The sequence below is a fragment of the Parasediminibacterium paludis genome, from assembly GCF_042651445.1.
GTDB lineage: Bacteria > Bacteroidota > Bacteroidia > Chitinophagales > Chitinophagaceae > Parasediminibacterium > Parasediminibacterium paludis.
In genome coordinates, this window is the sequence record NZ_JBHSDC010000003.1 from 281,629 (window position 1) to 303,592 (window position 21,964).

Annotated in this window: 22 protein-coding genes; 12 read left to right on the plus strand and 10 right to left on the minus strand. The window is 36.2% G+C overall.

Annotation, left to right across the window (positions count from 1 at the left end; genetic code table 11):
* Positions 1–23 precede the first annotated feature (23 nt).
* Positions 24–455, plus strand: coding sequence for an SMI1/KNR4 family protein (locus ACFOW1_RS04890; protein ID WP_379012600.1), 432 nt, complete (start codon positions 24–26; stop codon positions 453–455).
* Positions 456–617: 162 nt separating this feature from the next.
* On the opposite strand, the gene ACFOW1_RS04895 is transcribed toward ACFOW1_RS04890, so the two are convergent.
* On the minus strand, positions 618–998 hold the full coding sequence (locus ACFOW1_RS04895) for a hypothetical protein (RefSeq protein WP_379012601.1): 381 nt from the start codon (positions 996–998) through the stop codon (positions 618–620).
* Between the two features lie 447 nt (positions 999–1,445).
* Here ACFOW1_RS04895 and ACFOW1_RS04900 point away from each other — a divergent pair, with 447 nt between their 5' ends.
* From ACFOW1_RS04900 to ACFOW1_RS04910, 3 genes are all read left to right on the plus strand, one after another.
* Positions 1,446–2,501, plus strand: coding sequence for a DUF262 domain-containing protein (locus ACFOW1_RS04900; protein WP_379012602.1), 1,056 nt, complete (start codon positions 1,446–1,448; stop codon positions 2,499–2,501).
* A 2-nt stretch (positions 2,502–2,503) separates the two neighbouring features.
* Positions 2,504–3,124 carry an MAE_28990/MAE_18760 family HEPN-like nuclease gene (locus tag ACFOW1_RS04905; protein ID WP_379012603.1) on the plus strand — a complete coding sequence of 207 codons (621 nt, stop codon included), beginning with the start codon at positions 2,504–2,506 and terminating at the stop codon, positions 3,122–3,124.
* Positions 3,125–3,290: 166 nt separating this feature from the next.
* Positions 3,291–3,446 (plus strand): hypothetical protein, encoded by a 156-nt coding sequence (locus tag ACFOW1_RS04910; RefSeq protein ID WP_379012604.1) that lies wholly within the window; start codon positions 3,291–3,293, stop codon positions 3,444–3,446.
* Positions 3,447–3,507: 61 nt separating this feature from the next.
* On the opposite strand, the gene ACFOW1_RS04915 is transcribed toward ACFOW1_RS04910, so the two are convergent.
* From ACFOW1_RS04915 to ACFOW1_RS04945, 7 genes are all read right to left on the minus strand, one after another.
* A complete protein-coding gene (locus ACFOW1_RS04915; RefSeq protein WP_379012605.1) occupies positions 3,508–4,014 on the minus strand; it encodes a hypothetical protein in 507 nt (168 codons plus the stop codon).
* A gap of 82 nt (positions 4,015–4,096) precedes the next feature.
* The gene (locus tag ACFOW1_RS04920; RefSeq protein WP_379012606.1) at positions 4,097–5,038 is read right to left on the minus strand and encodes an alpha-E domain-containing protein; all 942 of its coding nucleotides are present in this window, start codon (positions 5,036–5,038) and stop codon (positions 4,097–4,099) included.
* 98 nt (positions 5,039–5,136) lie between these two features.
* Positions 5,137–6,585 (minus strand): circularly permuted type 2 ATP-grasp protein, encoded by a 1,449-nt coding sequence (locus tag ACFOW1_RS04925; RefSeq protein WP_379012607.1) that lies wholly within the window; start codon positions 6,583–6,585, stop codon positions 5,137–5,139.
* A gap of 352 nt (positions 6,586–6,937) precedes the next feature.
* A complete protein-coding gene (locus ACFOW1_RS04930) occupies positions 6,938–7,669 on the minus strand; it encodes a hypothetical protein (RefSeq protein ID WP_379012608.1) in 732 nt (243 codons plus the stop codon).
* Positions 7,670–7,712: 43 nt separating this feature from the next.
* Positions 7,713–8,990 (minus strand): hypothetical protein, encoded by a 1,278-nt coding sequence (locus ACFOW1_RS04935; protein WP_379012609.1) that lies wholly within the window; start codon positions 8,988–8,990, stop codon positions 7,713–7,715.
* 250 nt (positions 8,991–9,240) lie between these two features.
* Positions 9,241–11,076 (minus strand): aspartate--tRNA ligase, encoded by a 1,836-nt coding sequence (aspS, locus tag ACFOW1_RS04940; RefSeq protein WP_379012610.1) that lies wholly within the window; start codon positions 11,074–11,076, stop codon positions 9,241–9,243.
* Positions 11,077–11,177: 101 nt separating this feature from the next.
* A complete protein-coding gene (locus ACFOW1_RS04945; RefSeq protein ID WP_379012611.1) occupies positions 11,178–11,909 on the minus strand; it encodes a hypothetical protein in 732 nt (243 codons plus the stop codon).
* A gap of 106 nt (positions 11,910–12,015) precedes the next feature.
* On the opposite strand from ACFOW1_RS04945, the gene ACFOW1_RS04950 reads away from it, so the two are divergent.
* The 4 genes from ACFOW1_RS04950 (at position 12,016) to ACFOW1_RS04965 (ending at position 14,947) form a co-directional block, all read left to right on the plus strand.
* Complete coding sequence (locus ACFOW1_RS04950) at positions 12,016–13,098, plus strand: acetamidase/formamidase family protein (protein ID WP_379012612.1); 1,083 nt, start codon at positions 12,016–12,018, stop codon at positions 13,096–13,098.
* Between the two features lie 69 nt (positions 13,099–13,167).
* Entirely contained in the window at positions 13,168–13,713 is a 546-nt protein-coding gene (locus ACFOW1_RS04955) for an RNA polymerase sigma factor (RefSeq protein WP_379012613.1), read from the plus strand.
* 35 nt (positions 13,714–13,748) lie between these two features.
* The gene (locus ACFOW1_RS04960; protein WP_379012614.1) at positions 13,749–14,480 is read left to right on the plus strand and encodes a hypothetical protein; all 732 of its coding nucleotides are present in this window, start codon (positions 13,749–13,751) and stop codon (positions 14,478–14,480) included.
* 71 nt (positions 14,481–14,551) lie between these two features.
* The gene (locus tag ACFOW1_RS04965) at positions 14,552–14,947 is read left to right on the plus strand and encodes a hypothetical protein (RefSeq protein WP_379012615.1); all 396 of its coding nucleotides are present in this window, start codon (positions 14,552–14,554) and stop codon (positions 14,945–14,947) included.
* 1 nt (position 14,948) lies between these two features.
* On the opposite strand, the gene ACFOW1_RS04970 is transcribed toward ACFOW1_RS04965, so the two are convergent.
* Both ACFOW1_RS04970 and ACFOW1_RS04975 read right to left on the minus strand, forming a co-directional pair.
* Positions 14,949–15,674 carry a hypothetical protein gene (locus ACFOW1_RS04970; protein WP_379012616.1) on the minus strand — a complete coding sequence of 242 codons (726 nt, stop codon included), beginning with the start codon at positions 15,672–15,674 and terminating at the stop codon, positions 14,949–14,951.
* A 139-nt stretch (positions 15,675–15,813) separates the two neighbouring features.
* Entirely contained in the window at positions 15,814–18,384 is a 2,571-nt protein-coding gene (locus tag ACFOW1_RS04975) for a zinc-dependent metalloprotease (RefSeq protein WP_379012617.1), read from the minus strand.
* Between the two features lie 343 nt (positions 18,385–18,727).
* Here ACFOW1_RS04975 and ACFOW1_RS04980 point away from each other — a divergent pair, with 343 nt between their 5' ends.
* From ACFOW1_RS04980 to ACFOW1_RS04995, 4 genes are all read left to right on the plus strand, one after another.
* A complete protein-coding gene (locus ACFOW1_RS04980) occupies positions 18,728–19,597 on the plus strand; it encodes a MotA/TolQ/ExbB proton channel family protein (RefSeq protein WP_379012618.1) in 870 nt (289 codons plus the stop codon).
* A 73-nt stretch (positions 19,598–19,670) separates the two neighbouring features.
* A complete protein-coding gene (locus ACFOW1_RS04985) occupies positions 19,671–20,327 on the plus strand; it encodes an ExbD/TolR family protein (RefSeq protein WP_379012619.1) in 657 nt (218 codons plus the stop codon).
* Between the two features lie 47 nt (positions 20,328–20,374).
* The gene (locus tag ACFOW1_RS04990; protein ID WP_379012620.1) at positions 20,375–20,923 is read left to right on the plus strand and encodes an ExbD/TolR family protein; all 549 of its coding nucleotides are present in this window, start codon (positions 20,375–20,377) and stop codon (positions 20,921–20,923) included.
* Between the two features lie 49 nt (positions 20,924–20,972).
* Positions 20,973–21,803 carry an energy transducer TonB gene (locus ACFOW1_RS04995; protein WP_379012621.1) on the plus strand — a complete coding sequence of 277 codons (831 nt, stop codon included), beginning with the start codon at positions 20,973–20,975 and terminating at the stop codon, positions 21,801–21,803.
* The last annotated feature ends 161 nt before the right edge of the window (positions 21,804–21,964 follow it).

Below are 21,964 nucleotides of genomic sequence, written 5' to 3' on the forward strand. Positions count from 1 at the left end.
GAGAGAAGTAAAAAACCAAACAAATGACACAACTGCTTGAGAAATTAGCCAAGAACTTTGATACAGTTTCACCAGCCACAACTTCTGCAATTGAGGCTGCTGAAAAGTTTTTTAATTTGAGATTGCCTTCTGACTATAAAGCGTTTTTACTGTTTTCAAATGGACTTGAAGGCGAAACTACAGATAGTTATCTTGTACTTTGGGGTGCTGAAGAACTTGTCGAATTAAATCAAGCATATAACGTTAAAGAATTTGTATCAAACATTATTCTTATTGGCTCAGATGGTGCAGAAAATGCTTTTGGCTTTGATACGACAAAAATGACAATTGTTGAACTGCCATTTATTGGTATGGGACACATAGCAAACGAAAAAATTTCAGAAACATTTAGCGACTTCTTATCTAATCAAATTAAAGAGCAGAACAAAAGTTTTTTTAAACGGCTTTTCAATTGATAACTGCATCCTAGTTTGTTTACTTAGAACAAGTAGAACTATAAATTATTCCAGTCTAAACCCCATTATTATCTTTCCGTGATAATATCGCCAAAGCGCTGTACAAATAAAAACACCTTGTAAAACCCAGTTCACAAGGTGTTTGTATTTGGTAGCATACCGCTATTTTTTGGTAGTAGGTGCTTTAGATGCCCTTGGCGAGTCATCTACCGTGTAGCCATAATCGCCTAAGCTTTTTGGCGATTTACTAAACACACCTTTCAAAAAGTCACGGGTGCTTTTAAGCCCCTCAGGAATGCCAGCCATTAGTTTGTTTCTGTCTTCATAGGCTTTTTCCATTTTTTTCTGAAGGTCTTCGGCCTCTTTGTGTTTAGCCAATGCTAGTGGAATATTTGGCCCAACAGCATCCCATTTAAAATCCTTCATTACTTTAAGCACACTATCAGCCCCATCATCCGTGTGTTTTTTGTAAATATTACCAGCTAGTTTCAATTGTTCCTCTGGATTTTTAGGAATCTCGATGCGCAAGGTTTGCTTAGGCATAATTGTTTGTTTTAGATAGTGATATAATGCCATAAATGTAGAAAATGGTTATTACATGTTTTGTTAAACTGTAGGTATTTTTTTAACATGTTTATCCACAATATCACGTTGTAGGTGGGGTAACAATGTTGTAGGTGGGGTGTCAACATTGTTTGTGTGGTTTTGAGATTGGATTTGCCACCTGCAAGATTGATTGTGCCACCTACGCATTTGTTAGTGGCACTTACGTTATCGATTATGGCATATTTGAAATTGAATATGCCTCTTACAAGCTTGATTTTGGTATTGGCAATATTGTAAATGGCAGAAACGAGACTGAATAAGGCAAAATTACATTGGTGGGTGGGGGAAGGTGGATTTTTTGGATTGAAGTACAAAAATATTTGATGGGATGCTTAATATGGTATATACTTGTGTTATGCCTCACTGTAAAAGAGTACATAAATTATGGATAAAATAAAACATTTAGAAATAAAATTAGAAGAAACGCGAAACAGCTTATCGACAGATAGACTCGACATGTCTTTCGGAGAAATCATGAGTATGTATGAACGTGAAGAAATTGTAATCGACCCTGACTTTCAAAGACTTTTTCGGTGGGATGTGTATCAACGTACCCGTTTCATTGAATCAATTTTAATTGGCATTCCTATTCCACCAATATTCGTGGCAGAGGACGAAAATGGTAGATGGGAACTTGTAGACGGCTTGCAAAGAATTTCAACAATATTTTCTTTTTTCGGAATTCTAAGAACAATGCCTGACAAGAATAGTTGGATTATGTGCAAAGGAGATATTGCTCGGGACTTAGAAAATCTTGCTTGTAAAGACTTGCCTCTAAAGTTTCAACTAAATATTAAGCGAGCTTCATGTAGAGTAGAAATTATTAAGTGGAATAGTGCATTTGATATGCGATATGAACTTTTTAACCGACTTAACACTGGTGGTTCAGAATTAACAGACCAAGAAATTAGAAATGCAATTTTTAGGGGAGTAAGCAAAGACTTTAATGCATTTTTAAGAAGGTGTGCAGAAATTCAAGAGTTTGTAAGTTTAATCCAACCAACTGAAAGACAATTAGAACAGTTATACATGGACGAACTTGTTCTCCGTTTTGCCTCACTCTACAACTTCAAAGAAGATTTATCGGATAACATTTCTCAACACATGACAAATTATATGAGAATAGCAGTTGCTCAACCAGAAAAAATTCAAGAATTAGAGAACGCATTTAAAGAGACTGTTAGAATCCTATCACCAATTGGAAAAGAAACCTTTAGGGGGTCTAATAAAGTTTTCTCTACGAGCCTATATGATTGTGTTACAATCGGTATTTCAAAATATCTTTCTCGTTATTCGAATGAAAGAACCGATATAATAATTCAAAAGATAAATGACCTTAAACAATCAGACAATTTTAGAAAAGCTTCAGGTTCAGCTTCTGCAAGTAAATCAAGAATAATTAAGAGAATAGAAGTTGCTGACGAAATATTTGGAAAATAACCATGGCTACATTTATTGATGAAATATTAGCAGACATTGATTGGCGAGTTTCAGAATTGGCAACTTTGAAAAGTATTCCTATACGATATAGTTTTAGACCTGAACATAAGGAACTTCAAATTAAGTATACAATTCCAGCAATTTATGCGATTTGGGAAGGATTTGTAAAAAGTTGTTTCGTAATATATTCTAACCATTTGAATTCTTTATCAATTAGCCGTTTTGAAATTGCTATTCCTTTACTAACTCACCAACTTGATAGCGAATGCGATTTTAACAACCCAAGAACAGGTTTTGAATCGAAGCAAAGAATGGTAAGCTTAATAGACACCCTATTGACTGACATTGTTACTATTAAACCAAGTGTTCCAACTGAATCGAATGTAAACTTTAAAGTACTTAATAAAATTCTAGAGCGGTTTTGTATCGATAAAGTTCCTGACCATTATGACACAAAGCTTAATAAACTTTTGCTTTTCAGAAATAAAGTTGCACATGGTGACAATTCAATTAGTGTTAACATGACTCATGTGACAGAATTCATTTCGACAGTAGAAAATTTAATGTTGGATGTTGCCATTAATATAGAACACAATGAAAAAAATGGGTCTTACAAGAAATAATTTTAAAAAAAACAAATTGCAGTTTCGCAAGAACTAGTAAGTTGCCTTTTAATAAGAAATCGAATAGCTAATAACTATCATGCCGTAAGTATATCGATGCAAAAATCTATTGTCGCTGTCGCTTTCACCAATAGTTTTTTTTCAGTTAGATGCTTCCTTCGTCAGCATGACAAGAAACCCTTTGCGCCCTTTGCCTTCGTTGCTTCGTTGTGTGAAATGCCTACGCTTCAATAAAGCCCAAATACCTACTACAGCCGCACCCGATAGCTATCGGGTGTGTGCCGCTTATATCGGCTGGCTTTGTACTAGCGATGACCAATAAGTATTACTCTTACGCCACGTCTAATGATGATATTTTAGAAAGGGTAGTGTAGTAATGAAGCTTACTCTTCATCAAACAAGTGTTGGTACTGCCTTACAAAACGAAAGCTCATAAATGTGTGTACCAATAATAACACCGCATAAGCAAGCATACCACAGAACATCCCTATCATCATATTTTTAAATAGTTGTGCCGATAGTTGTTGTCCTTGCATTTTGTTCTGCATTGCCATAAGTTGCTGATACATTTCTTGCATTACTTCTGGGTGTAATAGAAGTGTGACTATCTGTGTAATCATTAGCATGCAAAAACCGATGCATACGTAGCCATTCACTTTTATCCAATGCTTAAGGCTAGCTTTTAAGGGCTTGTGCTGCTCTATACCACTATTTAAAAAACGGAAACTCGAAAAAATATAAATAACGGTGCAGCTTATCATAAATACAGGCAACAAAGCGCCTATGTTGCCTAGCGACATTATGAGCATTATCAAGGCCATTAAACCCATTAATATTTCAATTGGTAGTAAAATAAAAGTGAGTATTCTGTATATTTTTATCCCTAACATAGCTGTCCTTTCAGGCCTGCAAGATGGGCTATTTTTATGTAAAAAGCCCTACAATTTTGGTAAATATTGCAGGGCTTTGGCTTTATACGTAAGAGAAAAATATTTGACCTATCATATTGCTAAACGCAGCTAGTTCTGTTCTAATATCATCTAAAAAAGCTTCTAGATTATTGTTATTTAGGGTATCAAAATCTGTATATTCAACTTTACTCAACAACCTGCCGAAGCGCTTACTAATGGCATCTTTATGTTCTGTATTATTTTCTTGTAATACATCTACCAAATATTTTGAGGTGCGATTAAGTGAGTAAAATACGCTTCTTGTAAAGTCTTTATTAAATATAACTTGGTGTAAAGCGTTCTCGTTGTGCGCAGCACTTCTGTAGGTTTTAAGGTGCAATTCGTAACCAGACAAAGCCAACAACATTGGTCGCCATTGTAAAATATCCTTCTCTTCATCTAGCTTATAGTCAATCATACTGAAAAACTTGTCGGCCACTTCTATGGTAATAAAACAGCGTTCAATGTATCGGCCAAGGTTCATAAAAGCCCAGCCAAGCCCACGAGGCATGGTAGTATCGGTAACGCCATTGTACAAAATACTTTCTTTGCTAAAGGTGTCTACAAGTTCTAGCGCTTCGTAGCTTCTAAGTTTGCCTTCAAGGTTAGGCGCATTTATGGCGTGATACATACCATTTACTTGTTCCCACACTTCTTTGGTAATATTATCTTGTATGGCACGGGCATTTTCTCTTGCCTTGCCCATAATGCATTTTAGCGAGCCAGGGTTGCCAGTATTTAGCAACAATTCTTTTAAAGCAGCTTCGGTATTAAACTGCATAGCTTCAACCGCAGCTTCATTACTATTAGAAAATATTTGTAAAATATGCTGCCAACTAAGGTTGTTAGTTACACCCTTATCAAACATTAAAATGTAATTCGTCATGGTGCAGCGTAGCAAGCCATCTGCACGTTCCATATATCTATTGGTCCAAAATAATGAATCTGCAATTCTACTAAGCATGTTGTAATTGATTTATGTTTTAAGGCTTACCGTCTACCGTTAACCGTCCACAGTAATGGTTCTCTCGGTTAGACTATTGTCGGTAAACGGTTGACGGGTTACTCTACCACCCAAGTATCTTTACTACCACCCCCTTGCGATGAGTTTACTACCAAGCTGCCTTCACGTAGTGCCACACGTGTTAAGCCACCCGGTACAATATGTACACCTTCAGGGCCGCATAAAGCATAAGGGCGTAAGTCTACATGGCGTGGTACAAACTTGCCATCAATAAAGCAGGGTACGGTAGATAGTTTAATAATTGGCTGTGCAATAAAGCCTCTTGGGTCTTCTTCTACTGCTTTTATAAAGTCAACAATTTCTTTTTCTGAGGCGCTATTACCCATTAACATACCATAACCGCCTGATTGATTGGTACGCTTAATTACCATGTTGGTAATATTATCAAACACATGCTTGCGTTGCTCATCATCACCTAGTTGGTAGGTAGGTACGTTTGGTAAAATCGGTTCTTCGTTTAGGTAATATTTAATCATAGCAGGTACATAGCAGTACACGGCTTTATCATCGGCTACGCCATTACCAAGTGCATTTACAATGGCGACATTGCCTTTTGCGTAAGCACTTATTAAGCCTGGTACACCTAGCAGGCTATCTTTTCTAAATACCATCGGGTCTAAAAATTCGTCATCAACCCTACGATAAATAACATGTACTTGCTTTAAGCCATTGGTAGTTTTGGTATATACTTTATAATTATCTACTATTAGGTCTCTACCTTCTACTAGTTCTATACCCATGCTTCTTGCCAAGAAGGTATGTTCGTAATAAGCTGAATTGAACACACCCGGGGTAAGTAGTACCACATTGGGGTTACTAAGTTGGCTAGGAGCCAATTGCAATAATATTTGATGCAGCATTAATGGGTAGCTGCTCACCATTTTAACCTTGCTTTGGTATAGTAAATTAGGAAACAAACGCTTGGTCACTTCACGGTTTTCAAGCATATAGCTTACGCCGCTTGGTGTACGTAGGTTGTCTTCTAAAATGTAAAAAGTACCGTCTTCGCCTCTAATTAAATCGATACCGCTAATGTGTACATAAATATCGTGAGGCACTTTTATACCCAAGACTTCACGGGTAAAATGTGGGCAGCTTTCTATCAGTTCTCTAGGTACAACGCCATCGTTTAATATGTTTTGTTCGTTGTACACATCTTTTAAAAACATATTCAAGGCTTTTAGCCTTTGCTGAATACCCTTTTCTACGTGATTCCATTCTGCTGAGGTAATAATACGTGGAATAATATCGAATGGAAAAATACGCTCAATACCAGCATTATCGCTATACACCGTAAACGTGATGCCCTGATTCATAAACAAATCGCTAGCAAGTTTATCTTTTTGGTGCAAAGCTTCTACAGGTAAGTGTTGCAGTACTTCAAAAACTTTTTTGTATTGTTCACGGATAGACGAACCCGTATTCATTTCGTCCCATATGCCAGGTTGGGTAATGTATTGTTGCCATAAGTCAGCACTATTCGTCATAAATCAGCAAAAATTTTAGTACAGTAAATGGGGTTTAAACAAATGCCTAGTAGTTTGTACAACTTAGTGCTTGTAAGATAAGGATAAATTTAATTTGCAAAACTTTATTGCGCCCATTTTTAATTATTTTTTTTAAAATTCGAGATGTTTTACGTGCTTTCGATAAAAATATTGGCTTACAAGTGTACAATATTTACTGTTCTAGGTCATTTGTTGAATAAATACTAATGGATAGTGGCTAAAAAAAAATAGTTTGATGGATTTGTATTTGAGATGGAATGGCAAATTGTTGCATAAAAAAATCCTGCTAGCAAACTGCTAACAGGATTTTTTACAATTTCTAAATTAATAGTTACTTTTTTAAAGCAGAGTATATGTGTTCACAAATATCCTCTTCATATTTGCTTAAATCTCTTATTCCTTCAATTCTAATACTTACTTTTAAATTTTGTTCAATAAGTCTAGAGTCAAAGCCGTAAAAAGCCATTTTTCTATTGACTGATTTGCTAGATAAATTAAAAATACTCTTAAACCCCTCTTTTTGAACAAAGTATTCTGTGGTAAGAATTGAATCATTTCCTATAGCTCCTTTAATTTTATTGACAATGAATTTTAATTTTTCATTATTAATAATTGTGTCTTCTAGCTTATAATCTGAAAAGTTATCTTTTTTGTCATTTGAATTTAAGTTTAATTTCAGACCAATAGGCGAATCTTTATAACGACCTGTTTTAATTATTTTGAAATTGTTTTTAAAGCTATCAAGTTGTATGAAACGGTCATTCGAAAAATCAATTATCTGAACACCTATTGTGTCGAAAGTAATTTTATTCGAAGTGATTTTTTCAAACTCTTTATTCTGTGAATTAAGAGTTACCTCGATAGTAGTGTTCTGTTTTCTATTCAAGGCAAGCTCAATTATATTTCCTTTGTATAGGTAGTAAGGGTGTAAGGTCATATTTTCATCAATCTTCTTGTCATTAAATCCACCAAAAGCAAATTTTATCGAATATGCATAGTTGTGGTTAGTAGTGTTACAAGAATATGTTGATAGAATAAGTAATAATAAAAAAATGCGACTCATCGGTTTAAGTTTTTACTTAATTAAGCATAGGTCTTCCTTTATCTTAATGATAAATTTTATATTCAAACGAATTTGATCGATGAAAAGTAGCTGTTGGCTTTATTTTTATGTTTCCTCCGCCACATGTTTCAGGAAGTTTTATGTTTATTTCAGCATTTAATTCATGATGGATAGTACCAGAAACAGTACTAGTTGCAGTTGGTGTAGAAGTATGGTTTCCTATAACCTGTTCTAAGTGTCCCATAGCTGGATCTTCTGTCCAAGTCGAAGTAGCTAAAGTATTAGTTCCATAATATTGACTTCCAAGATGTTGTATTGTTAAATTTTTATTATAGTATTTATTTACATCTACATCTTCATTTTCAACTTTAATATAAGTTCTGGCTGTAACGTTCCACAGACCATTAATATGCTCAGCAATTTTCCAACTATAAATAAGAGAAACTGGATTTGATTGTGATGGATCATTAACAGCTGTTATTTCTTCCATTGGGATATTTTCTTGAGGTTGTGCATAAGTTTGAAATTCTGCCTCGGCATTATTTATTGCTTCTTCTTGTAGAGCTTGACAATCAAGTTGGTTTGGTGAACTACTTCCACCACTTCCTCCAATATTACCACTTCCATCATCGCCAATAGCTGCAATACTCTGGTTATCACTAGAAACATTAACGGCACATTGAGTACCACTTGTGTTGTAATACATAGTACCGTCAGCAGCTGTAGTGAAAGAATAATAAAACCAACAAACCCAACTGATCATAATAGATTGAGTACCAACAGAATTAGTTTGTATTTGGCTGTTAGTGCTTGTTTTGTAAAATGAGGCTTGATTTTTTTCAGAAACATCGAATAAGCCTAATAATGTTGCTTTTGTAAATGTTTTCGCTTCTTTGTCGCCATATTCAGGTAATTTTGTTTGAGGTGTTTTTCTATTTATAATTTTATAATCAAAACCATTAATGCTATTCTGATAAAAAAGAGCTAAAGCCGTTACTTCGTTTTTAGTATTAGAAATAGGTGTAACGATAGTTCTAAATCCATTGTTGTTTTTTAAAATGATACTTATATCCCATTTCGGTCTGCCAAATTTAGTAATGATATCTTGCGATATATGCTTTGTTTTATCGTAGTCTTTAAATTCGGCAATTACTTTATTTAGTAAAGTTTCATCGGTTAGAGAACCATTTAATGTCGAAAAGGCATCTTTTAGTAGTTCGTCTCTCTTAAAAAAAGTTATATCTTGTTCCCCACTTATCACAGCATCTTGTTTCTTACAAGACATAATCGTTAAGGTTGTTGCTGCTATAATTAATAGCATAATGCAAATTAGTTTTGTTTTTATTTTAGTTTTAATTATTTGTTGATAAATTATTTTTTTGCAATGCTCGTAGCTACTGATTTTTTGCAATGTGAAAGTATATTGTAAAAACGTATCAAACAACTGTGAATATTCGCAGTTGTTTGATATGAAAAAATTTAGTATTCATTTTGTTTTGCCATGTAACCGCATAAAAAATCCTGCTAGCAAACCGCTAGCAGGATTTTTTGGAATACGTTGCTACAACTAACTATGCCTTTACTGTTGGGGCTAACTTAATCTGTAACTCATTCAATTGTTTATCATCAATGCTACTTGGTGCATCTAGCATCACATCTCTACCGCTATTGTTTTTAGGGAAAGCGATAAAATCACGGATGCTTTCGCTGCCGCCTAAAATGGCACACAATCTATCAAAACCAAAAGCAAGACCACCATGTGGTGGTGCGCCGTACTCAAATGCACCTAATAAAAAGCCGAATTTATGGTTTGCTTCCTCTTCTGTCATACCAAGCGCAGCAAACATTTTTTCTTGCAGTTCACGTTGAAAAATACGAATAGAACCACCACCAATTTCGTTACCATTTAAAACCAGGTCGTAAGCATTGGCTTTAATATTACTATAAGGATGTTCTAAGTACTTCGCAGCATCTTCAATCACTGGATTATTATTAATCATTACATCAATATGGTCTGGCTTAGGCGATGTAAATGGATGGTGACGTGCTACCCAACGGTTGTCTTCCTCGGCATATTCAAACAATGGAAAATCCAACACCCACAACAGTTTGAACTCAGTGTTTTTGCGTAAGCCCAAGCGGTTGGCTAATTCCATTCGTAAATCGCTAGTAGCTTTACGTGTGCGTTCTTCCGCACCTGCAAGTATTAAAATTAAGTCGCCTGCTTGTGCACGGGTAGCTTCGGCAATGGCTTTTAATTTGTCTTCACTATAAAATTTATCTACACTGCTTTTAAATGTGCCATCGGTATTGCATTTAATAAATACCAAGCCTTTCATACCTATCTGCGGACGTTTTACCCACTCTGTTAATTCATCTGTTTGCTTACGGGTGTAGTCTGCACAGCCTTTTGCTGCAATTGCCAATACCGTTTCTGCATCATCAAACACACTAAAACCAGCTCCGCCAATTAAGTGGCTAATATTTTCTTTGGCAGGGAAGGTGTGGATTGGGAATTTTAAGTTGCAGATTTTCATATCAAAACGAATATCTGGCTTATCGTTACCGTAGTTCCACATGGCGTTTTCCCAAGTCATCCGTTCTACAGTTTCGGTATAATCGATGTTTTTTACGTCTTTAAAAATGCGTTTTATCAAGCCTTCAAACATTTGCAGAATATCTTCTTGCTCTACAAATGCCATTTCACAGTCTATCTGTGTAAATTCCGGCTGGCGGTCTGCACGCAAATCCTCGTCTCTAAAACATTTTACAATTTGGTAATAGCGGTCGTAACCACTTACCATTAATAGTTGCTTAAATGTTTGTGGGCTTTGTGGTAGGGCATAAAATTGACCACCATTCATGCGGCTTGGTACCACAAAATCTCTAGCACCTTCTGGTGTAGATTTAATTAAAAATGGGGTTTCAATATCCATGAAATTATTCTCGTGCAAATAATTTCTAGTGCTTCTACCTACAGCATAGCGTAGTTCAAGGTTCTTTTTTACTGCATTTCTACGTAAGTCTAAATAGCGGTATTTCATGCGTAGCTCGTCACCACCATCAGTATCATCTTGAATTGTAAATGGTGGCACTTCGCTTTTATTCAATATTTTAAAGCTTGTAACAGCAATTTCTACATCACCGGTGGGTATGTTAGCATTTTTATTACTGCGTTCATTTACAGTACCTGTAGCTTGCAATACAAATTCTCTACCCAATGGGTTAGCGTCTAGTTCACCATTTAAGGCTTCATTAAATAGCAATTGTGTAATACCATAGCGGTCACGTAAGTCTACAAAAGTGATGCGGCCAAATTTTCTTACCGTTTGCACCCAGCCTGCAAGGGTTACAGTTTGGCTGGCATTCGCTATTCTTAATTCGCCACAAGTATGCGTTCTATACATGATCTCAAAATTTAGAGCCGCAAATATAATGGGTTAATGCCTAGATGTAAGATGTGTGCTTTATGGTAGAGGAGGATTAGGATGCCTACTGTTTTTTGTAGCTATACCAATGCTTGCTTAACTATCGCAATAGCTTTTGGTGTTAATGTATAATATTGATAGCCGCTTCTGTGCAACAGCTGTAACTTTTTTAGGGCTATCAACCTTTTAGAAACCCCACCTTCTGAGAAGCCTGTAAGCGCCATCAACTTCGCTGAACTATGTAGCGGTTGCTGTATGCAGAACCATAGTATGGTGGCGCTGCTAGTTAAAGAAATGCTATTGATACCCACACCTGCTTCTCGTAAAAGATGTTTAAATAAGGCCATGTCTATTTGTAATGGCTTCGGTAAAGTAACAAAATGTGCTGCATTAGGATGTAATGCCTCCTTATCTGCTGCCCGATTGGATGCATCAGTTGGTATCCATCCATTCGGATGATCCTGATTGGATGCATTAGTAGGTATATATCCATTCGGGCTAGTACGATTGGATGCATCGGTTTGTATCCATCCATTCGGATGATCTTGATTGGATGTATTAGTAGGCATACATCCATTCGGGTGACTACGATTGGATGCATCGGTTGATATCCATCCATTCGGGTGGGGTTGATTGGATGCATCAGTTTGCATCCATCCATTTGGGTGCGCCAGATTGGAGGTGTCTTTATACAACGCTTGTAGTTGCATTACCTGTTGTTGCAATTGGCGATTTTGTTCAGCTAAGGCGGTAATAATCATTTGTAAACGCTCATTTTCTAATTGTAGCGTTGCAAAATCTGTTGGCGTCATAATAATAATTTATACAAAGTGAAGATGGTTTTTTGTATAAATGTATCACCGTTTACCACTAATTTCTTTTCAACTAAGCACATTCAATGCTTTAAATCACTAAGTTGTGGCTATCTTAGTAGTCATGTTTCAATCAACCAAAACTTTCGCTATGCAAATGTCTATTCCATTTAAAACGTGGGCTTTGCTTTTTTGTGTTTTTGTATCGCTGTCATTAACAGCACAAAAGGCAGGAACAGCATCTAATCCGCTCCTATTAACGCAATCACCCGCTACAGTTGTTTGGGGTAATTATTGGTCTGAAGCCAAGCCTGCGTTACGCATTCAATCGGGTGACTTTGTGCGTATTCATACACTGCTTACCTCAAATCCTGAGCGGTTAGAAGCGGCTGGCGTAGCGCCAGATCAAGTAGAAAAAGAATTACGAGAGGTGCAAACCGTTAAAGATCGTGGCCCTGGTGGACATGTATTAACGGGACCTATTTTTATCGAAGATGCCGAGCCAGGCGATGTATTAGAAGTACGTATTGTTAGTATTGATTTGGCCATACCTTATGGTTACAATGCGATTGGACAAAGCGGTTTTTTGTCAGATGAGATTTTTGACCGTAACATGAAAATCATACCATTAGATGCTAAAAAAATGATTGGTCATTTTGCCGAAGGCATTGATATTCCTTTGCATCCATTTTTTGGTAGTATGGGCGTAGCACCGCCAAAAGAAGCAGGTCGCTGGAACAGCGCACCACCTTGGATACATGGTGGTAATTTAGATAACAAGGAGTTGGTAGCTGGCACATCGTTATTTATTCCGGTGCATGTAAAAGGCGCTTTGTTTGAAATAGGGGATGGGCATGCGGCTCAAGGCAATGGCGAAGTAGATATTACCGCCATTGAAACATCGCTTAAAGGTAATTTTCAATTTATTGTTCATAAAGGGAAAAAACTACTTTTTCCACGTGCCGAAACAGCAACACATATTATAGCAATGGGCTGCGATAGAGATTTAAATGCGGCTACACATATTGCGGTTAGAGAAATGATTAAATATTTAATGGAAGAAAAAAAGATGACTCAAGCCGAAGCCTATATGTTGTGTAGTGTGGCTGTAGATGTAAATATTACGCAATTGGTAGATGGGAATGTAGGAGTACATGCAATGTTGCCAAAGGCAATTTTTACTAAATAATACAGATGCATTAAACTATTAGTGCGGTTTGGAAGTCCTAAATAAAGTTGTACTAGAAAATTTCCCTGCATGCTTGCTGAAGACAATGAATTGTTGTATCAATTCAAAAACAGTGCAAATAAAGAACTGGCTTTTACTGCTATTGTAAAAAAATATCAGGAAAAGTTGTATTGGCACATAAGACGAATGGTAATTGACCACGATGATACCAACGACGTATTGCAAAATATGTTTGTAAAAGTGTGGAAAGGCTTGGCCAATTTTAGGGAAGATAGCCAGCTATATACTTGGTTGTATAGAATAGCTACCAACGAGTGTCTGAGTTTTTTAGAACAAAAAAAGCGGAAAGGTGCAGAGCGATTTGATGATATAGAAAGTAGTTTAAGTAATACCATCAAAGCAGATAGTAATTTCGACGCTAATAAGTTAGAATGGAAATTGCAATTAGCCATCCAACAATTGCCTGAAAGGCAGCGCCTTGTGTTCAATTTGCGCTACTACGACGAAATGCCTTATGAAGAAATGAGCCGAATTTTAGAAACGAGTGAAGGCGCTTTAAAAGCTAGTTACCATCATGCGGCAAAAAAAATTGAGGCCTTTATCTTAGGTGGTTAAACGTAGCAGCTTATTGTGCGTCATAAATACAACACATGAAAAAGGATACCAACATATTGGCGGAATTAACAACAGTAGCCCCTTTACTGGCTACTATTAATAATAGTATGCCCTATGGCGTACCTAACAACTATTTTATTGGTCTAAGCGAGGCTATCTTATCGCAAATTTCAGCGGAGAACTTACCCAAAATAGCAACACCGTTTACTGTGCCGCAAGACTATTTTGCCACTTTAAGTAGCAGAGTGCTTGCTACAATTGCGCAAGAAACAGGTAGTAAAAACGAGGTAATTGCAGAACTTGAGGCTGTTGCGCCGATACTTAATACCATCGATAAGAGAAATATTTATGCCTTACCCGAAGGATACTTTACTAAATTCAAGGCGAACATAAGCGATGCAACTTATTCGGCTAGAGTAGTGTCTATGACATCATTTAAACGTAAGATGCTATATATCGCTGCCGCCTGTGTAATAAGTTTAATGGCCATAAGCGCTTTTATTTTTACTAAAAGCACTGGAAAAATAGATTATGCGGCTTACAAAAAAATTGATATCAATAGTAATATTGATAAAATAAGTAGTGAAGAATTGTTGAATTATTTAGAAAATGTCAATTCTATCACCAATTCAAACGCTTTAACAACTATTGATGTTAAATTGCCCGAATTGCAAGATCATATTCAATCAATACCTGATGAAGAGTTGAAAGAATATTTAAAAGAAGCTGATTTACCTTCAGGCGAAGAACAGCAACCTGGTATATAAACTGCTTTCATTGTTGGTGATATTATAATTTAATATAGTAATCGCGAATGTAGAAGCAAAAAACATAGCACATGAAGCCCCTAATCATTACGTTATTCTGTCTAATTGCAGTGTTTACTAGCATTGCACAAGAACCGCCAAAGCCTGGTGTGAATGTTCAAGGTTTAAAAATTGCCTATATCACGCGTGAACTAAACCTTACTACTGATGAAGCACAGAAATTTTGGCCTTTATATTTTGGTTATTTCGATGATTTAAAAAAAGCCAAAACAGAAAGTAAAGACAATGTGATAGCTTTTGACGAGAAAGTGCTAGCTATTAAAAAAAGGTATTTTGCTGATTTCAAAAAAGTACTTGGAACAGACGAGCGAGCTAACAAAGTATTTTTAGTAGACAGAAACTTTGGTGCCATAATCAAAAAGGAAATTCAGAATAGACAAAAAGTACTTAACAATCCGCCGCGGTAATCTATTTCTTCTGCCGCTTATTGAAGCTTTTTAGTTTGTCGTTAATGTAATACAAAACATCTTCTTCTGTGGTATGGCTGCGCAACCAAGCATAGCTTGGGCGATATAGTTGCATGAATGTTACTAACTTTTCACCTTCCAACTTCGTGTATTTATTAATTATTGCAGGTGTAAAGCGATAGTTGGTATATGACTCATTTTCCATATCGTTAAATAAATCCATAGCGCTACGCTTTCGCCTTTCTCTATTGTAAAAATGATCAAGGTTAATGCCTAAGCCTACTCCAGAATTGGCGAGAGATACAACTGGAATTTTTACGTCACTTCTATTAATAAAAAAATCTCTTCTACGCTCTATACTATCAAGTTGGTATTGATTGTATTTCGTTTTGGTGGTAACCGTTACATCGGCTAATCTTTTAGATAAAGGATGCAGTAGTATGGTTAATGTATCTAATTGTAATAAATCTTCTGTAACACGAATAGTATCAAAGTTATAACCAACAGCAGCCACCGATAGTAAATGGTTTAAAGCAATATCAATTTTGAACATGCCTTTTGTATTACTTACGATGGTATTTTTTTTATTAATATTACTAATGCTGGCAAATTCGATAATAGTGTTTGTTACACTATCTTTTACTACACCAATGATTGAGTTTTTTTGTTGTGCTTCGCTAGTGTATGCTACGCAAATAAATATTAATAAATAAAGGCCTTTTTTCATAAGAAAATGTTACAAATGCGCCGTGAAGTAACAACAATCTGTTGGGTATATTTGATAATAATCTCTTAAAATATTTTCTGTAAATAAAAACGCCCAATACGTTTTACGGTATTGGGCGTTCCACTATTTAAGCAGTTTATTATTTAGGATCTAAAGCGTTTTTAATGGCTTGCTCTAAATCTAACAAATGTATTTTACTCATTGTATCGGTAGTTGTAGGGGCCGCAGCAACTACTTTACTACGCAAAGACACTAATTGTGCTCTAACAATAGCTGGTACATCACTACGTTTTAAATCTACCGGTGCAATACCAAAGCCACCACGAGCAGCAGCAATAATAATGCTTGGTCCTTCAGTTTTAGGATTGATGATACTAGCAAGTTTTTCTACGTAGCTTTTTTGCAATAATCTACGGTACTCGTCAATTGGTTTTTTACTAGTCAGTTCACTAAATAAATCAGATTGAACATCGTTTAATAATTCCATTGCATTGTAGGCCTTATCTGCACCATAGCGTTCAAGGCAAATTTGCATACGATTTAATCTATCAGTACTTAATAAACTAGCAAGTGTGCTTTCTTGCGCATTGGCAAGTGGGTCTAACGTAATTGGATTATTAAATTTATTCCAAATGTCTTTAGCAATCAACCATTTTGGTGTTTGGAATAATTGTTTATTTAGGAAACTTACCGCTTCTTTTTGATAAGCTTTTGGCACCACTTCGTATACATCACCTTTTTCGTCTACGCTTTTAAAAGTTTCTGTAATACCACCTATGTTTTTAGTTACATGGCCCATATATCTTCTAAATTGACCAAGCAACTGGGTATAGATTTCGGCAATATTTTCTTGTAAATCTGCTTCTTCGTAAGTCCATTCTGGTAATTTAGGTAAAATACGTTGTAGGTTTTTAATACCGTATTCGCTAGCTTTCACTGCATTATCACTCAAGTCTTCGCTTTGTGCTCTTGGGTCAGCAGGGTTGCCACTTTCATAAGTGCCAAACCATGTACGAGGATTTGCCTTATAAGCGTCAATAATCATTTTGCTACTAGCCTTCTTTTGGTCTTCATCTGTAGCACCTGGAATAAATCCATAACCCCATTTGATAGCCCATAAATCGTAATCGCCAATACGCGGATACAAACCTTCTTTCGAAATATTATCTTCTGGTTGTGCTACGTAGTTAAAGCGGGCATAATCCATAATAGAAGCAGTATGACCATTAGCTTCTACCCAAGCCTTATCACGCAATTTTTCCACTGGCGTTTTGCTACTACTACCCATATTATGACGTAAACCAAGTGTATGACCCACTTCGTGAGATGATACGAAACGGATTAAATCGCCCATTAACTCATCGCTAAATTTCATGCTTCTTGCGCGAGGGTCTACCGCTGCAGTTTGAATCATATACCAATCGTGTACAAGCTTCATTACATTGTGATACCAACCTATATGACTTTCTAAAATTTCGCCACTACGAGGGTCATGCACATTAGGACCATAAGCATTTTCAATATCAGAAGCAAAATAGCGTACTACAGAATAACGTGCATCTTCAAGGCTCATCGTGGTATCATTTTCTGGCCACTCTTTGCCCATAATGGCATTTTTGAAACCAGCTTTTTCAAAAGCCTTCTGCCAATCGTTAATTCCTAAAATTAAATACTTACGCCATTGTTTTGGTGTTGCTGGATCGATGTAATAAATGATTGGTTTTTTAGGTTCAACTAGTTCGCCTTTTAACCATTTGTCGTAGTCACCCTCTTTTGGTTCAAGTCTCCAACGTATAGCAAACTCCTTGTTTTCAACTTGTTGCTGTTCGTCGCTATACTTAACAAAATCATCTGTAAAATAACCTACACGTTTGTCAGCCACCCGATGTGCCATAGGTGATTTTGGCAATAATAATAGAGATGTGTTTAGCTCGATAGTAACTGCGCCTGACTGAGAAGCCGCTGGTAAAGAAGCACTAGGGAAAGGAGAGGGTGCTGCACCAAAACCGCCGCCCGCTTGAGCTGAAAATGTTTTTACAGTTTTAATTTCTGTATTAATAGGATAGGTACTTATTTTTTGGATGAAAGATCTATCGCTTGCCAATGCAGATAAGCTATATCTTCTTTTTACATTAGCATTAATGCTTACAGGTAAATTATCCCCTTTAAAGAAATCGGTTACGTCAATTACGCTACCAGTACTGTCTTTACTAAAAGCCGCAATTGGGAAAGACTGTGCAATACTGTTAATATTAGAGTTAGTAACCGCTTTGTAAATATCGTTTGTAGAATCAGCGGTACTCACTAAAGTTACCACTCTTAAAAAAATTGTGTTACTAGGGCCTTTTTCAAAAGTTAAGGTTTGTTGGTTAGCAATTTCGCCGCCGTAACCAGCGCCACTAGGTACTTTAACAAAGCGCGTTACTGCTAAGATTTCTCTTCCTAATAACGAATCCTTAATTTCAAAGTAGTATTTATCTTCTACTTTGTGTACTGTAAATAAGCCTTTTTTACTAATAGCTTTTTCGGTAATTACCTCTTTAAACGGTTTAGGGGCGGCAGTTGGGGCACCACCACCTCTTGCACCAAAACCGCCAAGCCCAGCAATGTTTGGAATGCCTCCGTTTGGTCTAGTTGGCACACTATCTCTTTGTTGCGCAAAGGCCGAAACGCTTGCAAACAAGGCAGTTGCTACAAAAATTCTTTTCATAAGTGTCGTAAAGTTTTAATAAAAGTGAAACTTGAAGATAAGTGAGAGAGGTATAAAAGCTACTTTTTGTTGAGGGGATTATTATGAATGGTAAAATGCTTCCATCAATTTCTATTTGTTGTTTTTTTATAGCCTAAAAAAAGAATTGCAAGCCTTTGCGAATGTTTTTTTTATTAAGAAATGTAAAACTAATTTGGTGCATTGAATAAAATACCTAATTTGCTATCCCCTTTCTAAAATTCAACTAAATAAATGTTTTGTTTTTTCAAAAGTTTTTTTAGTAGCATTGCGGAATTAAAATTTTTAACAACTGTAATTTTTTTAACCAAAAATCAATTGAATCATGGCTGACATTAAACCAGCTGCAACAGCTGCCGTAAAAAGTGCAACGTCTGTACAACCAAAAAAAGGCGGTAACTCTATTGCAACATTTGCTCCCCTGTTTTGTATCATTGCAGGTTACATCATTTGGCGTTTCCTAATTGGTAACCCAGGTAATTTCACAAAACCCGATCAAGACGCTAGCCATTGGTTTTGGCCTGATCATGATGGTCCTAAAGGTGGTTTGCCTCGTATGTATTTAGGTGGTATTATCGTACCTATCCTTATCGGTTGTTTTCTAACTGTATTAACGTTTGTAATTGAAAGATTATTAACAGTAGTTAAAGCTGCTGGTACTGGTAACAATGCTGAATTTATCCGCAAAGTACAATTTCATTTAGCTAACAAAGAAGTTGACAAAGCAATTGCTGAGTGCGACAAACAAAAAGGTTCTGTAGGTAATGTAATGAAAGGTGGTTTACGTAAATACAAAGAAATGATCACCAATACTGAATTAACTACTGAACAAAAAGTATTGAATATTCAAAAAGAAGTAGAAGAAGCTACTGCATTAGAATTACCTATGTTAGAGAAAAACTTGGTATTCTTATCTACGATTGCTTCTGTTGCTACTTTATTAGGTTTGTTAGGTACCGTATTAGGTATGATCAAATCTTTCTCTGCATTAGGTGACAGCGGTGGTGGTGAAGCTGCTCAAAAATTATCTCAAGGTATCTCTGAAGCCTTATATAATACAGCTTTAGGTATTGGTACTTCAGCTATCGCTATTATTATGTATAACGTATTTACTACACGTATCGATGCGATTACTTATGGTATTGATGAATCTGGCTTCACACTTACACAAAGCTTTGCTGCTAACTATAAATAATCTTTTTGATTATTTGTATGGAAAAAACAAAGTTTTGAATCTCTATTTGCGAAACCATTTAATACTATAAAAAATGTCAAGGCCCAAACTTCCACGAAAGAGTACTTCGATTGACATGACAGCGATGTGTGATGTTGCTTTCTTATTGTTAAGTTTTTTCATCTTAACAACAAAGTTTAAAGCATCAGAAGCCATTACTGTTACAACACCAAGTTCTGTTGCTTCTAAAGTTGCACCAGATAAAGACTTTGTGTTGGTAACTATCGACAAAGACGGAAAAGTATTTCTTTCAATGGACGATGTAAGTAAAAAAGAAGCTATCGCAAACGCGTTGAATAGCTCTAAACATCTTGGTATCGATGTTAAAGCCTTTAAAGAAGCTGAATTTTTTGGTACATCTTTCAGTCAATTGCCACAATTTTTGGCGTTGCCTAAAGAAAAAAGACAAGGTGCGCTTTTACCAGGTATACCTTGTAAAGACAGTACTAATAATGAGATGGTCGAATGGATGCAGTTGGTTTACAACGCATATCAAGGCTCTCAAATGAAAGCGCTTCTATTAAAAGGTGATAATAACGCTAAGTATCCAGCTTTCAAAAATGTCATCGATGCGTTCAAGAAAAACGATTTCTTGAAGTTTCAAATGATAACCAATCCAGAAAGTGTTCCTCAAGGAACAGACTTGTGGATTGATGCACAAAAGAAAGGTGGTTCATCCAAACCTGAATAAGGTAACTTTAGTAAACAATATTGCGTAAAAATTAAAATTTTACTACCATGGCAGAAATGGATACCTCCGGTGGTGGCCATAAGAAAGGCCCAGGGGTTAAAAAAGGTAAAAAGTTATCAACGAGAGTTGACTTGACACCAATGGTAGATCTAGGTTTTCTTTTAATTACGTTTTTCATCTTTACAACAACCATGAGCCAGCCAACGGCCATGAAGTTGAACCTACCAAAAGATGCTGATAAGCCCGAAGATCAAACAAAGGCTAAAGAATCGGCAGTACTTACGGTGATGTTGGGTAAAGATAATAACGTTTTTTACTATGAAGGTCAATTAGATCCTGCTGGTGCTAACTTTAAGTCATCTAGTTTTAAGGATATCCGTAATGTAATTATAGATAAAAAGAGACGTACTGACGAAAAGGATTTTGTTGTAATCCTTAAGCCAAACGAGGAAAGTAACTATAGAAACGTTATCGATATTCTAGACGAGATGTCAATTAACGTGGTAAAAAGGTATGCACTAGTAGATATTTCAGAAGGTGAAAATCAACTGATTAAAGTAACCGAAGCTAATAGTGCACCTCAACCAGGAAAATAAAATTTGTGGAATTTTCCACTAATTGAATCTTATTATAAAAGACACCAAGATGGATATAAACAAAATTATGTCGGCAGATGTCCTTGATATCATCTTTGATGGTAGATATAAGGAATATGGTGCTTACGATCTTCGCAAAACCTACAATAAGCGTATAACTTACGCCTTATTAGGCACTTTAGCTTTGTGCTTGCTACTGTTTGTAGGTTCTATTCTTGCTAATTCTTTTAAAAAAGAAAGTAAGAATCAAATTATAGTGCAAGACGTATCGTTGGAGGACATGAAAAAGGAGGAGAAAAAGCCAGAGATTCCTCCGCCGCCTCCACCACCAAAACAAGATCCACCCAAAGTGGAAATTACTAAATTTACGCCTCCTAAAATTGTGAAGGACGAGGAAGTTAAAGAACCACCTCCAGAACAAGAGAAGTTGGCTGACACCAAAATTGGTACCATTAACCAAGAAGGTACAAAGGACGAGGGTATTGTTGCCCCAGTTGTTGAAAGTAAAGGTACTGGTGTTGTCGAAGCTCCTAAAGTAGAAGAGGATTACGATAAAGTATTTACAACCGTACAAATCGAATCTGAATTTCCAGGTGGTGCTGCGGCTTGGGCTAAATACCTAAGCAGAAACTTGAATGCTGATGTACCTAGTTCTAATGGTGCACCTCCAGGCAAATACACTGTTATGGTGAGTTTTATCGTGGATAAAGAAGGAAATATTAGCGATGTAGCTGCTGATACAGACCCAGGTTATGGCACAAAAGATGAGGCTATTAAAGTTATTAAAAAAGGACCGAAATGGACACCTGCTGTTCAAAACGGCCGTAAAGTTACTAGCCGTAAAAGACAAGCTATTACCTTCCAAGTAAGTGAAGAATAATTAGTTTATTTTCTGCATATCTATTTAAATGCCTCTCATTTATGAGGGGCATTTTTTGTTTTTATACTTACTACTATTTCGTTGAAAGCCTTGCTATTATTGTATTGTAACTACCCTTTGTAATTTTTTTATTTTTTTTATGGAAGAATTTGCTTTGTGTA

Coding starts and splice junctions, on each gene's coding strand:
- ACFOW1_RS04910 (WP_379012604.1), top strand. CDS start 3,291: ATGACAAGAAACCCTTTGCGCCCTTTGCCTTCGTTGCTTCGTTGTGTG.
- ACFOW1_RS04990 (WP_379012620.1), top strand. CDS start 20,375: ATGGCAGAAATGGATACCTCCGGTGGTGGCCATAAGAAAGGCCCAGGG.
- ACFOW1_RS04905 (WP_379012603.1), top strand. CDS start 2,504: ATGGCTACATTTATTGATGAAATATTAGCAGACATTGATTGGCGAGTT.
- ACFOW1_RS04995 (WP_379012621.1), top strand. CDS start 20,973: ATGGATATAAACAAAATTATGTCGGCAGATGTCCTTGATATCATCTTT.
- ACFOW1_RS04955 (WP_379012613.1), top strand. CDS start 13,168: ATGCTTGCTGAAGACAATGAATTGTTGTATCAATTCAAAAACAGTGCA.
- ACFOW1_RS04945 (WP_379012611.1), bottom strand. CDS start 11,909: ATGACGCCAACAGATTTTGCAACGCTACAATTAGAAAATGAGCGTTTA.
- ACFOW1_RS04890 (WP_379012600.1), top strand. CDS start 24: ATGACACAACTGCTTGAGAAATTAGCCAAGAACTTTGATACAGTTTCA.
- ACFOW1_RS04935 (WP_379012609.1), bottom strand. CDS start 8,990: ATGCTATTAATTATAGCAGCAACAACCTTAACGATTATGTCTTGTAAG.
- ACFOW1_RS04895 (WP_379012601.1), bottom strand. CDS start 998: ATGCCTAAGCAAACCTTGCGCATCGAGATTCCTAAAAATCCAGAGGAA.
- ACFOW1_RS04985 (WP_379012619.1), top strand. CDS start 19,671: ATGTCAAGGCCCAAACTTCCACGAAAGAGTACTTCGATTGACATGACA.
- ACFOW1_RS04900 (WP_379012602.1), top strand. CDS start 1,446: ATGGATAAAATAAAACATTTAGAAATAAAATTAGAAGAAACGCGAAAC.
- ACFOW1_RS04925 (WP_379012607.1), bottom strand. CDS start 6,585: ATGACGAATAGTGCTGACTTATGGCAACAATACATTACCCAACCTGGC.
- aspS (WP_379012610.1), bottom strand. CDS start 11,076: ATGTATAGAACGCATACTTGTGGCGAATTAAGAATAGCGAATGCCAGC.
- ACFOW1_RS04915 (WP_379012605.1), bottom strand. CDS start 4,014: ATGTTAGGGATAAAAATATACAGAATACTCACTTTTATTTTACTACCA.
- ACFOW1_RS04920 (WP_379012606.1), bottom strand. CDS start 5,038: ATGCTTAGTAGAATTGCAGATTCATTATTTTGGACCAATAGATATATG.
- ACFOW1_RS04960 (WP_379012614.1), top strand. CDS start 13,749: ATGAAAAAGGATACCAACATATTGGCGGAATTAACAACAGTAGCCCCT.
- ACFOW1_RS04930 (WP_379012608.1), bottom strand. CDS start 7,669: ATGAGTCGCATTTTTTTATTATTACTTATTCTATCAACATATTCTTGT.
- ACFOW1_RS04965 (WP_379012615.1), top strand. CDS start 14,552: ATGAAGCCCCTAATCATTACGTTATTCTGTCTAATTGCAGTGTTTACT.
- ACFOW1_RS04975 (WP_379012617.1), bottom strand. CDS start 18,384: ATGAAAAGAATTTTTGTAGCAACTGCCTTGTTTGCAAGCGTTTCGGCC.
- ACFOW1_RS04980 (WP_379012618.1), top strand. CDS start 18,728: ATGGCTGACATTAAACCAGCTGCAACAGCTGCCGTAAAAAGTGCAACG.
- ACFOW1_RS04970 (WP_379012616.1), bottom strand. CDS start 15,674: ATGAAAAAAGGCCTTTATTTATTAATATTTATTTGCGTAGCATACACT.